The 12,335-nt window shown below is 67.1% G+C and carries 12 protein-coding genes; 6 read left to right on the top strand and 6 right to left on the bottom strand.

All coding sequences use genetic code 11. The features are described from left to right. From LEP48_RS13215 to LEP48_RS13235, 5 genes are read right to left on the bottom strand one after another with little or no spacing between them, the layout of a single operon-like run. Entirely contained in the window at nt 1-228 is a 228-nt protein-coding gene (locus tag LEP48_RS13215; RefSeq protein WP_225566065.1) for a helix-turn-helix domain-containing protein, read from the bottom strand. Between the two features lie 46 nt (nt 229-274). Then, nucleotides 275-1,807 carry a replication initiator gene (locus tag LEP48_RS13220; protein WP_225566066.1) on the bottom strand — a complete coding sequence of 511 codons (1,533 nt, stop codon included), beginning with the start codon at nt 1,805-1,807 and terminating at the stop codon, nt 275-277. Continuing rightward, nucleotides 1,807-3,297: an FtsK/SpoIIIE domain-containing protein gene (locus LEP48_RS13225; RefSeq protein ID WP_225566186.1), complete on the bottom strand. Its 1,491-nt coding sequence runs from the start codon at nt 3,295-3,297 to the stop codon at nt 1,807-1,809. The genes LEP48_RS13220 and LEP48_RS13225 overlap by 1 nt, the downstream gene beginning before the upstream one ends. After that, nucleotides 3,297-3,662 (bottom strand): hypothetical protein, encoded by a 366-nt coding sequence (locus LEP48_RS13230; RefSeq protein WP_225566067.1) that lies wholly within the window; start codon nt 3,660-3,662, stop codon nt 3,297-3,299. Before LEP48_RS13230 ends, LEP48_RS13225 begins: the two co-directional genes overlap by 1 nt. Then, entirely contained in the window at nt 3,662-4,096 is a 435-nt protein-coding gene (locus LEP48_RS13235; protein WP_225566068.1) for a plasmid replication, integration and excision activator, read from the bottom strand. The genes LEP48_RS13230 and LEP48_RS13235 overlap by 1 nt, the downstream gene beginning before the upstream one ends. A 141-nt stretch (nt 4,097-4,237) precedes the next feature. Here LEP48_RS13235 and LEP48_RS13240 point away from each other — a divergent pair, with 141 nt between their 5' ends. From LEP48_RS13240 to LEP48_RS13265, 6 genes are all read left to right on the top strand, one after another. Then, on the top strand, nt 4,238-5,083 hold the full coding sequence (locus tag LEP48_RS13240) for a GntR family transcriptional regulator (protein WP_225566069.1): 846 nt from the start codon (nt 4,238-4,240) through the stop codon (nt 5,081-5,083). Beyond that, complete coding sequence (locus LEP48_RS13245) at nt 5,080-5,751, top strand: HAD family hydrolase (RefSeq protein WP_225566070.1); 672 nt, start codon at nt 5,080-5,082, stop codon at nt 5,749-5,751. Before LEP48_RS13240 ends, LEP48_RS13245 begins: the two co-directional genes overlap by 4 nt. A gap of 161 nt (nt 5,752-5,912) precedes the next feature. Beyond that, nucleotides 5,913-6,818, top strand: coding sequence for an MT-A70 family methyltransferase (locus LEP48_RS13250; protein WP_225566071.1), 906 nt, complete (start codon nt 5,913-5,915; stop codon nt 6,816-6,818). A 126-nt stretch (nt 6,819-6,944) separates the two neighbouring features. Beyond that, a complete protein-coding gene (locus LEP48_RS13255) occupies nt 6,945-8,651 on the top strand; it encodes an McrB family protein (protein ID WP_225566072.1) in 1,707 nt (568 codons plus the stop codon). Next, the gene (locus tag LEP48_RS13260) at nt 8,624-10,048 is read left to right on the top strand and encodes a 5-methylcytosine restriction system specificity protein McrC (protein ID WP_225566073.1); all 1,425 of its coding nucleotides are present in this window, start codon (nt 8,624-8,626) and stop codon (nt 10,046-10,048) included. The genes LEP48_RS13255 and LEP48_RS13260 overlap by 28 nt, the downstream gene beginning before the upstream one ends. Nucleotides 10,049-10,928: 880 nt before the next feature. Beyond that, nucleotides 10,929-11,333, top strand: coding sequence for a hypothetical protein (locus LEP48_RS13265; RefSeq protein WP_225566074.1), 405 nt, complete (start codon nt 10,929-10,931; stop codon nt 11,331-11,333). Between the two features lie 414 nt (nt 11,334-11,747). Here the strand turns inward: LEP48_RS13265 and LEP48_RS13270 are convergent, their stop codons facing one another. Beyond that, nucleotides 11,748-12,326, bottom strand: coding sequence for a hypothetical protein (locus tag LEP48_RS13270; protein WP_225566075.1), 579 nt, complete (start codon nt 12,324-12,326; stop codon nt 11,748-11,750). Nucleotides 12,327-12,335: the final 9 nt, after the last annotated feature.

Raw genomic sequence — 12,335 nt, forward strand, 5'->3', positions numbered from 1 at the left:
TCAGCCCGCCGCATGGTCGTCGGTGACGCGATCCAGCCACGCCTCGACGTCGTCGGGGCGGTATCGCAGCCGGGCGCCGACGCGGACCACGTTCGGCCCACCGCCGCGGCTCGACCACGCGTACACGCAGTGCAGGCTCACGCCCAGGTACTCGGCCAGCTCGTCCGGCGTCATCAGGCGACGCCGGTTGGTCGTCCGGTCCATCGGGTTCACGCTCGTGGTGCTCATTGCAGTTCCCTCCCGTGTCCGTTCTTCTGTCCCTCGTCGTTGTGGGTCATGCGGTACGGCTTGCCTTCCACTGTGCGTACTCGCGGGCACGGGCGGCAGCGGCGTCGGCGAGGGCCTTGTCCCCGGGGTTGGTCCAGCCGGTGCCTGCGTAGGTCCAGTGCCCGATGACGAGCGTGGTGTCTTCGTCGTCGGCGAGCAGGCGGTTCTCGAGGTCGGCGGTGTCCATCGCGGTGCCGTCGCGGTCCGCGTCGGTCTTGAGCTTCTGGAACCTGGCGCGGGCTCGGCGGAGCCTGCCGAGGGGGATGGAGTAGCGCCGGGACTTGCTGGAGAAGTGGCCGCGAAAGCCGAGCATGTGCGCCCACTTGGTCAGCAGCCGGTACGGGCTGTCGGCGCACTGCCCGCACAGGCAGCCGTCATCGTCCTCGGGGTCGGGGCCGCCGAGCCCACGGCAGGCGGTGCGGGCGCGTTCGGCGAGCCAGCGGCAGGTGCGGATGAGGCGCTGGTGGTGCGGTCGCGGCGCGGACGGGTCGGTGCCGGTGCCCTTGGTGGAGTACTTGGCGAGGTAGCCGGCCACCTGCTCGGGACGCAGGTCGTCGGTGCCGTCGTCGTTGTCCGGCACGCCAGAGCGCACACACCGCACGTCGAGCTGCTTACCGAAGCGCAGCACACGCGGGACGTCGCCACCGTCGACCGGGGGAGCGGTCACCACGACAGAGCGAGCAGCGTCCTTCGCAGCCTGCGCCAGGGACTCGCCATCCAGGGGCGCGGGGGACCCGGGGCCGTCGGGTCCGTCGAGGCGGATGAGGGCGTGGAAGTGCACGAGGCCGCGCACCTGGTACTCGGCGACCTTGGCGAACTGCACCGAAGCCACGTCGCGCAGGGTGGACTCGCGGACACCGAGGCGGTCGGCGACCTGGCGGCGCAGGGCGATGGTGAAGCGGCGCCACAGCTCGGGGGCGTGCCACTGCCACACGACGGCGGAGTGCCAGTCGTAGCAGCCCTCGCACAGCGGCCCGCCCACGAGGGGATCGGTGTCGGAGTGCTGAGCGGTGCACGAACGGGGACGGCCATGCGGGCAGGTGCCCGTGCCGTGGGGGCGGCAGCGTCCGCCACCGTGCTTGCCCCCGGTGCCGTGGACATGCCCAAACGACGGCGCGGTGAGGGTCGAGAACACGAGCGGGTTGTCCGCGACCTCGGCGGGGACGGTCTTGCCGCCCAGCAGGCCGGCACGGATCATCTCGAACGTGTCGCGGGCATAGACGCGAGAGCAGGCAGGGCAGACCGACTCGCGCCGGTTGCCGCACGCCCGGTACAGGGTGCCGAGCGGGGCGTCGGTAGAGCTGAACTGCGACAGCACCTCACCCGTCGCCGCGTCGATCGTGGTCGAGGAACCTTGCAGCCGGATGGGGTGCGAGCAGTAGCCGGTGCGGGCAGCAGCATCGGCGAAGGCGCCCGTCGTGCGGTCGCGCAGGCGGGCCACGATTCCCGCAGCTTGCGCGTCGGTGAGGTCGGCCAGGTCGAGGGGGACTTCGGGGGAGTGTCCCCAGAAGCCCTCAGCCGTCGCTGTGGCCGCGTTCATCAGGCGACCTCGGCGTCCCGCTCGACGGTCGACCTGCGAGGGGATCGCTTGCGCGGCGTGCGCGGACGCGGCGCCGTCTCGACTGGCTCGCCCGGAGCCTCCGCCGGGACGTCGTCGCCCGCAGGGGAGTCCGCCTCGGATCGCGTGGGCAGCGGCGGTGCGGGCGGTGCGGGAAAGGTGGCGGCGACCATGCGGATGAAGTCGTCGGCCCAGTAGTCCGCGCGCACGCGCTCGACGTGGCCGTCGTCCCCGACGACGTAGCCGGCGCCGGGCATCGTGGTCGCGACGTGGTGGGCGGGCGCAGCCGAGGCCATGCCCTCTCCGAGGACCATGCGCGTCTCGGCCGCCGATGCGAGGCGCAGCGCGACGGTCTGGGTGAACAGATCCCGCATGCCCACGGTCTCCTTGCGCGGGTCCTGCACGAACGCGACGACCATGACCCCGAACGCACGCCCTTGGGTCAGGATCAGCTTCAACAGGGTCGCGGCCTCGTTGACGACGTCCTTGGAGGCGTAGGCGGTCAGCACGGCGAGCTCGTCGATCATCAGCACGTGGACGGGATCGCCCGGTGAAGGGGTGAACGTGCGCGACAGGCCACGCATGAGGCTCTGCCGGTGGACGATCACGCGGTGCAAGTCGCCGAGGAGCCGGACCGCGTCTGGCTCGTTCATGGCAACGTGGGAGAACATCGGCGCCCCGACGGAGACCTCGACGCCGCCCTTGAGGTCGACGCCCCACAGCTGCACCATCCCGGCGTGCGAGGCCGGGGCGAGGTTCCCGGCGATGCCCCAGAAGATCGACCCCTTCCCTGATCCGGAGCGGCCGACGACGAGGGTGTGCCGGGCCGTGAGGTCGAGGCGCCACGGTGACCCGTCGGAGGTGCGCCCGAGAGTGACCGCGCCAGTCTCGATCGCGGACGGGATCACGGGCAGGGCCGGCACGTGCAGCAGCTCGCGCATCGTGAGCGTCAGTTCGAGCCAGCCGCCGCCGATCCGGCGAGTCTCGACCGCCTCGGCACCGACCGACGTCGCGATGGCCTCGGCTGCGGCGGCGACGTCGTCGACGGTGTGCCCGACGCGGGCGCGGACCCGGAAGGTGAGCGTGTTCCCGGAGGTGCGCACACGCCGCAGGCGGGGGATCACCCGTGCCCCGTCGTCGGAGTCCGAGGTCGCCAGGCCACAGCGGTCGGCGATCGTCGACCACCGCTTGCGCAGGTGACGACGCCACCCGCGACGCCGGATCGGCCCGCCAAGCACCGCCTCGTACGTGAGGGGGTGTGCGACGGCCCAGACCGCGCGCAGCAGGCAGAACGCCGGGACGCACCACAAGACCGCGTAGCCGGCGAGGTGGTGGTCGAGGATCAGTAGGACGTTGCCCAGCACGACGCAGGCCAGCAGCAGCCGCCAGGACCGCAGCGTCCACCAGACCAGGTGCCACACCGCCCCGGCGACCGTCCGGATGACGGCCCACGCCGTGCCGAGCGCGTCCATCACGCCGCCTCCGCCCCATCAGTCGGTCGGTCGTCGAGGTCGTCCCACCACGGCTCGACCGGAGGGAACGCGCGCACCGGTCGGACGAGCTCGCCGGCGTAGTGCACCGCGAACCGGGGCTCGACCCCGGACATCGAAGACCAGACCGTGAACCCTCGGGCGTGGTCCTCGGGCGGGTACTCGGTCACCTCGCCCAGGGACAGCAGGCGGGCCAGGTGCTCGGCGTCCGCCTGGGAGTCGACGTGCACGCTCACGCACGTGCGCCCGAGCGCGAGGTAGCCGACCCGGCCGCCGACCCACTCGACCAGGTCCCCGGCGACCTGCAGCAGTTCCGCGGGAGCGAGCCCGCCCGTGGGCGCGGACATCAGGCCGCCACCTTCGCCGTGGGCGGCTTCGCGTCGGTGCGGTCCTGCCCGGGAGCGACCATGCCCGATGCCCGGAACGACCAGGACAGCCGCGGGCGTGGGCCCGAGTCGTCGATCCACGGCAGCGCCGTCAGGCCGGTGAATTCCACTGGCGTCCACGGCAGGGGAGAGGTGTTCTTCGGAGGAACCGGCTGGACCTCGGCCGCGAACTTCACACTGACGCCGATGTCCTTGCGGTTCGCGTCGTCGTCGGCGTCGATGACCGTGCACTGCCACAACGGCAGCCCGGTCTCCTTGTCACGCTGCTGCGGGCGCGAACCGTCCGGCCGCTTCTCGCCGTTGAAGTCCGCGACCGGCTCCACGTAGCCGCGCAGGAACGCCCCGTTGGGGAAGACCATCGCGTGAGCGATGGGGAAACGCTTGGCGAGTGCCATGGTCTGACTCCCTGCATCTCGTGACTAGGTTGACTAGTCATGTGGTTGGACTCACTCAGGATGCACGGCTTGGCTAGTCATGTCAACGGACTGGGCAAGGTTGGCTGACTTGGATGGGCAACGCGCCCTAGGGTGGACGGCATGAGTCTCGATCCCGACGACCCGCGACCGCCCTACCTCCAGGTGGCGACGGCGCTCCGCGCTGCGATCCTCACGCGCAAGATCGAGCCGGGGGACAAGCTGCCCAGCCAGAACGAGCTGGCTGAGCGCTACGGCGTCTCCCGGATGACGATCCAACAGGCGCTACGCGTCCTCAAGGACGAGTCGCTCGTCGTCTCCCGCCAGGGGAGTGGTGTCTTCGCTCGCGAACGCACGGAGAAGCCCGTGGGTCTTCGACCGCACATCGAGAAGGCGTTTGAGGCCGACGAGGTCAGCATCGATTTCCTCGGCTACACCGCCGAGACCCTGCACGGTGCGATCGCCGAACCACTCGACAAGATCCGCGCGGGCCGGCTCACGCCGAAGTCGATTCGGATCCGCATCTTGGTCTCGGACATGACACAGCCTCTCGCTCTGCCCGTGGCGGTCGACGGCGTCGAGCGCGACTCAGCCGCCGCTCGGGCTCGCATGGCCGACCTCAGCACTCGTTACATCGGAGGCGTCACGGACGCCGTGCAGGAGCTCGCAGATCTCGGCCTGGTACCCGACGCCACGGTTGAGACCCGTCGCTTCACTGCCGCCCCGATGTTCAAGGCGTACGTCATCAACGGCGCCGACGCCTTCTTCGGCTACTACCCCGTCGTCAGGCACGACGTGCGAACCTCGGGCCGTCAGGTGTCTATCTACGATCCGATGGGCAAGGACACCGTCCTGTTCCACTGGACCGACGACGGCGACATCGAAGCCGTCGACACCCAGTTCGTCATCGAGACCCGCAACTGGTTCGACAGCGTCTGGAACACCATCGCCGTCGAGGATGCCCAGTGACCGACGCCCGCACGCTGCTCTGGTCCGCCCGCGCCGTCCTGCTCGACTTCGACGGCCCGGTGACGCCGCTCATGCCTGCGCCGCTCAACATGCAGGCCGCAGACGCCGCACGGGCTGTACTGGCCCGGCACGGCATCGAGCCGGCAGAACTACGGGAGACCTCCGACCACCTCGCGATCATCCGCTGGGCCGGCGCCCACGCACCCGACGCGCTGCCGGACGTCGAGGCGGTGTGCATCGAAGCCGAGGTAGGAGCCGCCCGAACGTCCCAGCCAACCGCGGGCGCGCGCGAACTGATCCTGGCGCTTGCCGATGCCGGTGTGCCCGTAGTCATCGTCACGAACAACGGGGCGAGCGCGGCCCGGACGTACCTCGAACGATTCAATCTCGCCCAACATCTCCGGGATATCGTCGGTCGGCCCGAGCGTCGGCCCGACCTCTTGAAGCCGAACACGCACATGGTCAAGGAAGCGCTCCGGATCGCCAACGTCGAGCCGAGCGAGGCCGTGCTCATCGGCGACTCGGTCTCAGACGTCGCGGTCTCGCACGCAGCCGGCCTGCAAGTCATCGGCTACGCGAAGAACCCACGGCGCGGCAGTGAACTCGCTGCTGCTAGTGCAGACGCTCTCACTGAGACGATCACAGCTCTGACGCCTGCCGGTGGTTGAGCTCGTCGAGATCACCAGAGCGAACGTCGGAGTCCCGAGTGGGCCCGACAGCTCGGCCGACGGCGCGTTTGCGCGCAGGGGTCGGGCGCGCCTCCCGGTGCGCGTCGAGATACGCGAAAGATCTATTTCGCAAAAGTAGATCTATCGACTAGGGTGACGGCATGCCCGCAGAAGCCGCCCTCGCCATCGACTCTCCCATCGACGAGCTTGAGCGCGTCGCTCCGCTGAGGGCCGGTCAGGCGCCGCCGCCCCTACCCACTGTCGATGGCGGTTTCCAGACGGTCCTCGCAGACCCGCCGTGGCGATTCGCCAACCGGACTGGCAAGGTCGCGCCCGAACATCGTCGCCTCGACCGATACTCGACCCTGACGGTTGAGGAGGTCTGCCAGATCGGGGTCCGAGACGTCACTGCCAAGAATGCGCACCTCTACCTGTGGGTTCCCAACGCGCTCCTGCCCGAAGGGATCAAAGTCATGGAGGCCTGGGGCTTCCGCTACGTCTCCAACGTGGTGTGGGCGAAGCGCCGGAAAGACGGCGGTCCGGACGGCCGGGGCGTCGGCTTCTACTTTCGCAACGTCACTGAACTGATCCTCTTCGGGGTAAAGGGTTCGATGCGAACGCTCCCGCCTGCCCGCTCCCAGGTCAATATGCTCGAGACTCGGAAGCGGGAGCACTCGCGCAAGCCTGACGAGCAGTACGACCTGATCGAGCGGTGCTCGCCTGGTCCTTATCTCGAAATGTTCGCGCGCTACCCGCAGGACGGGTGGGTCTCTTGGGGTGACGAGTCCTCGGACGACGTCGAACCGCGGGGCCGGAACCATCGAGGCTACGGCGGCGGCGAGATTGAGAGTGTCTCGTTCCCAGTGCTGGAGAGCCACGAGCGTATGCCCTCGACCACGGAACGTAGGATCGCCAAGGTGTTGCGGGAGCAGTACGAAGCTGGGGCGAGCGTTCGGGACCTCGTGCAGGAGACCGAATACACGATCACGCGAGTGCGACGGTTGCTTGAGATCGCCGGTGCCGAGATGCGCGGGCGGGGGCGAAAGCCCACCGACCCCGTGTCCTGAGGCGGGTCGGGTTGGGCTGAGCCCCCGCAGAGGCCTGTGTCCCCTACCGGTGAGCATGACCTTGATCTGGCCGTCCCCGCGCGTCTTGATGAGCGCCGACGGGTAGATGGCAGCTAGAGTCTGGTCATGCCCGTAGGCCTCGACACGATGTCCCTCACTAGAAATGCGACTCTGCGGGGCCTGTCCAATACCGCAGCGGGCCTGTCCGCAGGTATGACGGTCGACGACGTTGCAGCGGTAGCACAGCAGAACAGTGCCGAAGACGCCTCGACCTGGATCCGAAGTCTCTTTGTCTTCAGGAATGACAAGCTCGTCGAGGACCTCTGGGTGAAGACCGCTAAGGCCGGGCAACTCGAAGAGGCGGACGCTCTCGCCTGGGCAGCGCGGGTTTGGTCCGAGCCGCGTATCGCCGCAGTCGTCGAACAGACGCTCACGGATTCCGAGGGCCACTTCGACCCGGCGAAGTTCTCGACGGATGTCGTTCTGAAAGCGTTCGAAGATCAGGGTGTCGCGGGAAATGCCCGGAAGGCTGCAAGTAGCCTATTAAACCAAGCCGTTCAGGTCCCCCTATTCGAGCCGATCAGGCATGGCTCGACCATCGTTGGCGCCGACAACTTCTGGCCAACGGCCCACCTTGTGCCCTTGGTGGCTCAGTTCGTCAACGAGCGCCTTCAGGGTCAGGTTGAGACGGTGGTCGCACGACGTGGCGACCCGATCGAGCTCGCGCTCCTCTGGAAGGCGAACCGTTGGCTTGGTCTAAGCGTCGACGAATTTCGCCGCGCCGCCCGGCCAGCCCCTCCTGTCGCTGCTTCGGCGCGTGCCGCCATTCCCAGCGATCTCGCGTTGATCGATGGAGAACTTCGCCGAAGGGGCCAGGTCGTGCTTCAGGGTGCGCCGGGCGTCGGCAAGACGTTCGTTGCGATGAAGTACGTCGACTGGGCCTCGGCAGACCGCAAACTCGACTCGCATCTGACATCGATTATCGGGACGCTGCCAAAGAACCAAAGGGCGCCCCGCGACATTGCGCAGGAGATTGTCAGAATTGGTCTCACTGCTGTCTGGGACCTAACGCAGTTCCACCCATCGTACGGCTACGAGGACTTTGTTCGAACGCTGGCTCCCAAGCCGGCGCCAGGAGGAGTTACTTTTCGCGCGGAGCACCGGACACTCAGCTTCGCCGCCGCCGTGGCGCAAGAACTCGCACTAATGCGGAGTTCATGTGATGTCATCATTATCGTTGATGAGATCAACCGTGCTGACATTGCTCGAGTCTTCGGTGAGTTGCTTTACGCGCTTGAGTACAGAGACGAACCCGTCCGCACCCCATACGCAGTGGACGGAGATGCCTCGCTGGTTCTCCCCGGGTCTGTTCTCGTCATAGGCACAATGAACACCGCCGACCGGTCCATCGCGCTCATTGACTATGCGCTGCGGCGGCGGTTCACATTCATTGATCTCGCTCCGGAGCCCTCCGTCATCACGACAGCTAGTTGGGTCGGTACGGCCGACAAGATCGCGGCGCTGCAACTGTTCGAACGCGTTACCGAGCTTTTCCAGGATGACGATCTCGCCAACCAGTCGCTGGCAGTCGGTCACTCCTACTTTCTGCCGTCAGGCAATCCGACAACTGAAGAGGACTCGATTCGTATACTTTCACGCAGGTTCGCCTACGAAGTCGTTCCGTTGCTGTCGGAGTACGTGGCTGAAGGGCTTGTCGACGGAGACAGATTCGGGCAACTGCTAGCTGAGTTCGGTGTTGGCAGTCCACGGACGCCGCAGGACCAAATCGAAGGTCAGGTACACGCGTGGCTCTTGAACCCGCCGAATCCGTAGGTCACGGCAGGGACGGTCAGGTTTGGGATCTTGGGCAGCCCGTTCTTGAGATGCGGGAGCAGTCCGAGGTTCGCGCCACTGCCGAACTCGTCGCAGCGGTTTCACCGGCGACCTGGGAGCGGCTCGGACTAGTGGTGCGACGATCACCCGGAGACACGTACTGGATCGTTCGGAGTTCAGATCTCGCGGGCGTGGTGCGTCTCGATGTTCGGAGTACCCACGTTCATCTTCGGATCCAGCCCAAGCTCGTGGACCTCGACTTATTCTTCCTGGCCGACTGGGCATTCGGATCGCAGAAGTCCGGTCGTGCGTTCTCAGATGCTCGCGCGGAGCTCCAAGCTCTTCGGGCGGAGCCCGCGGCGTGTCTCCTTGGCTGGTATATCGCAGAGATGGTCGCCTTCGCCACTCGCTGGACGCGCCGAGGGTACGTCGTTAGGCATGAGGACCTGGTCGGCAGGGTTCGAGGCCATATCGACGTCGCGCGGTACGCCGCTATGTCGCTAGCTCAAGCGCGTCCACATGTGATTCCGGCACGCTTCACCGAGCCGTCGCACGATACGCCGCCGAACCAGTATCTCAAGGCTGGGATCCGCCACGCCGCGGCTTTATCACGAGCTGTCCCCCTCCCTGCTGCGCAGCGCGCGCTGCAGGAGTTGTCGCGAAGGGGCCTGTCTCTCTTGGCAGGCGTTAGCGATGTTCGGTTGACGGCGCGCGACGGACAAAGACTGAATCTGGCTGGACCACTACGGCACTACCGCCAGCCTGTGGCGTTTACGACCGCCGTCCTTGACGGGACGTTTTTGAGCACCGAACTAGGGACTCACTCCCAAGAGGCGATCATGTGGTCGCTTAACGTGCTCTATGAGGAGAGTCTGCGACGGGTTTTGGAAGCATGGCCGGGCGCTACCTCCGTGCGAACCCCGCTGCGCGCCACTGTTGAGGGTTCGCTCGGGGAACGGCTCGGCGCGAGCGCTGTTAAGCCCGACTATGTGTTCCGGAGAGGCGACGGAACGCTTCTGGTCCTTGATGCCAAGTACAAGGACGTGACGCCACGCTCGGCCTTGGGGGCAGGCTCCGCTGACGACGTTGTCGACGTGGCTCCTACAAAGCGCCAACGGGTTCGGGTGCGCAGAGCCGATGTGTATCAGGCAGTCGCATATGGGCGTCACGAGGGGCTTGGTGGGAGCACGGTTGGCCTTCTTTACCCAGTCACATTGGCCCATGACGAGCCGTACCCAGCGCCGCTCCGCCTGCGCGAGTTTGACCCGCGGGTACACGTCGTGTTTTTCGACGTCGGTCCCACCGCCTCTAGTCACGTCACCGATCTTTACGCTGTGCTCGACGGGCTGGGGGTAAGCGCCGCCCAACCAGTTGTGACGGCAGGAACACCAATCTGATCACTAGATTGGTGAGAACTTTCCTTACTGACTCAAGGCGCGGCTCCGCCGCGCTGGCCGCCTCCTTGCGGGGCCCCGCGCTCCGCTCGCTGCGCTCGCTTCGCGCACCCCGCCTTCCGGCGGCCACATGGCGAAGGCGGCCTCAGAGTCGTTCCGAGACCGCCCCATCGTCGCCCAGCCGTGCTCACGTCCAGTAGCGAGCGTCCCGCCACCAGTACCCGCCGAGATCGCCGACCATCCGACCGTCGGAATCGCGTACGAGCCGTCGCAGCTCTCGCCCGGTGCTCGACGGTGTCCGACGTATCAGGGACTCGATGATGTCGCGTGTCTCAGCGAGGGGCCTGTGGAAGCCGCAGCACTCCCAGATGCCGCAACTGGTCACGGACGGTTCGACCACAGCATCGGCGCGTAGCCAGACCGACAACGCGACGAGGAGGGATCCGCGCATCAGGCCTGCCCGATGCTCGTACTGGAGCACCGCAGATCGGGCTGCCCCGGACAGGTTGCCGCCACCGACCTTCGGCCTTCGAAGTGGCGTCGTCGCCCGCGCTAGCAGCTGCGCCTCCGCGCGCAGCTGGGAAGGACGCCTACGCGGCATGTCCCTTCGTGGAAGTGTGCATGCCGGGATCGTAGGGGCGCCGTGCGAGCTGCGTCTATCCGGCACTGTCCGGCCCCGCACCGATCGCCGAGCATCCGGCCGCCTCCGGCCCGCGTCAAGGGCGCCTGCGGCGTCGCTGCGCGATGGCCTGCGGCCACCCTTGACCCGGACCTCCGCCGACCTCTTGTGCTCCGCTATCGGTACGGCGCCTCCGAGTGTCCCCACCGATGGCTCGCCCGCAGTCTTGGGTCGTGCTCGGCAGCCGATCCATACACTCGCGCTGTGAGCTACGTCTTCAACTCGCTTCTTGGCCGGCTTGTGGGCTACCGGCTCTACTCGATCGAGTTCGTCCTCGACTACGTCCAGCTCCACTTCGACGCCTTCCCGACCGCGGACATGCCCGCGTTGACTTGCGAGGTGAACCCGACTGTCATCACGAGCGACCGCGTGATCGCACCGGGCCAACACGGGTGGGCCGACGCTCTCGTCGCGCTGGCCGGGCAGAGCGTCACGGCAACGCGCGAGGGGGTCGGTGCCGGCCTCAGCATCGAGCTCGAGATGGGCACGATCCGACTGCGCCCGCGTGCCGACGACCTTGTTGGTCCGGAGATCGCGACGCTCAATGCCTTCGCTGATGGTGAGTGGATGTGCTGGCGTCCGGGCGAAGAGGCTTTCGAGTACCTGTGAGCGGCAGGCCTGGTCGCCGGATTGCCTCCTTTTTGGTCGCCGGATCGGTGCCCGCAGGTGCGACTTGGTCCAACGGTCGGCACCGCGAAAGTCCAGGTCAGATGCCAGAACGACCCGTGCGAGCAGGGCGAGCCAACGCGCAGTTTTCAACCCACCGCTACCGCCACCCGAAGGGCCCCACCCGCACAATCCTGCGGCTGTGGGGTCCTTCGTTGTTCCCCGACTCCGTTTTCAGTCCGTTTCGGTCTGTCGAAGCAGGGTCTCAGATACAGATCCGGTTCGGTTCGGCTGTCTTGAAGCGGGACGTGCTTGACGGATCTGTGTCAGGAGGTGCTTGACACATCGCCTAGAGATCTGAGGGTTCAGCGGTGCGCGGCCGCTGTGCCTGATGCTACGCACAGGCTCGGGGCTGCGTCAGCGTCGTGTGAAGTTGCTGGCGGGAAAGCCGAACCGGAGCATCGCCTCGGTGGTGAACGCGACGACGATCTCGTCGCCGGTCGTGGAGACTGTGCCGTCCTCGGTGGGGATGCCTGCGACCAACCACACCGGGCCGGCGGGGAAGTCGAGCCGCAGCGCGACCGGCAGGTCCACGGTTCGTGCGGGCTCGACGATGCGGCCGTTCGAGTCACTGGCCGGACCGAGGTCGAGCCGTTCCCAGAGGGTCTCGACGGCGGTCACCGGTTGGCCGGCTCGCACTTGCCACTCGCGGTGATCGGTGACCGACCAGCGCTCGGGGCCGTCCTGGCGCAGGCGTAGAAACGTCCTCATTGGTTCGGTGAAGACTTCCACGCCGTAGGGGTAGAACGTGTTCGTCCACAGCACGGAGATAGGTCCGGATGCGGTCTGCAGCTCCACGCCCATGACGGCGTGGTGCCAGTCGCCGTAGTCCCACTCCCGTGGCTCGTTGCCGAAGTTGTGGAGGTCCCAGTACCCGACGTCGTGGATGCGGATCCCGACCATGCTGGCCGTCTTTCGGTCGTGGTCATCGCGCATGCTCACAAG

Source organism: Isoptericola luteus, from assembly GCF_020297055.1.
In the GTDB taxonomy this organism is placed as follows: domain Bacteria; phylum Actinomycetota; class Actinomycetes; order Actinomycetales; family Cellulomonadaceae; genus Isoptericola; species Isoptericola luteus.

What these genes read in the sequence shown, in the direction of transcription:
- LEP48_RS13215 (WP_225566065.1), bottom strand. Translation starts at nt 228, where the DNA reads ATGAGCACCACGAGCGTGAACCCGATGGACCGGACGACCAACCGGCGT.
- LEP48_RS13220 (WP_225566066.1), bottom strand. Translation starts at nt 1,807, where the DNA reads ATGAACGCGGCCACAGCGACGGCTGAGGGCTTCTGGGGACACTCCCCC.
- LEP48_RS13225 (WP_225566186.1), bottom strand. Translation starts at nt 3,297, where the DNA reads ATGGACGCGCTCGGCACGGCGTGGGCCGTCATCCGGACGGTCGCCGGG.
- LEP48_RS13230 (WP_225566067.1), bottom strand. Translation starts at nt 3,662, where the DNA reads ATGTCCGCGCCCACGGGCGGGCTCGCTCCCGCGGAACTGCTGCAGGTC.
- LEP48_RS13235 (WP_225566068.1), bottom strand. Translation starts at nt 4,096, where the DNA reads ATGGCACTCGCCAAGCGTTTCCCCATCGCTCACGCGATGGTCTTCCCC.
- LEP48_RS13240 (WP_225566069.1), top strand. Translation starts at nt 4,238, where the DNA reads ATGAGTCTCGATCCCGACGACCCGCGACCGCCCTACCTCCAGGTGGCG.
- LEP48_RS13250 (WP_225566071.1), top strand. Translation starts at nt 5,913, where the DNA reads ATGCCCGCAGAAGCCGCCCTCGCCATCGACTCTCCCATCGACGAGCTT.
- LEP48_RS13255 (WP_225566072.1), top strand. Translation starts at nt 6,945, where the DNA reads ATGCCCGTAGGCCTCGACACGATGTCCCTCACTAGAAATGCGACTCTG.
- LEP48_RS13270 (WP_225566075.1), bottom strand. Translation starts at nt 12,326, where the DNA reads ATGCGCGATGACCACGACCGAAAGACGGCCAGCATGGTCGGGATCCGC.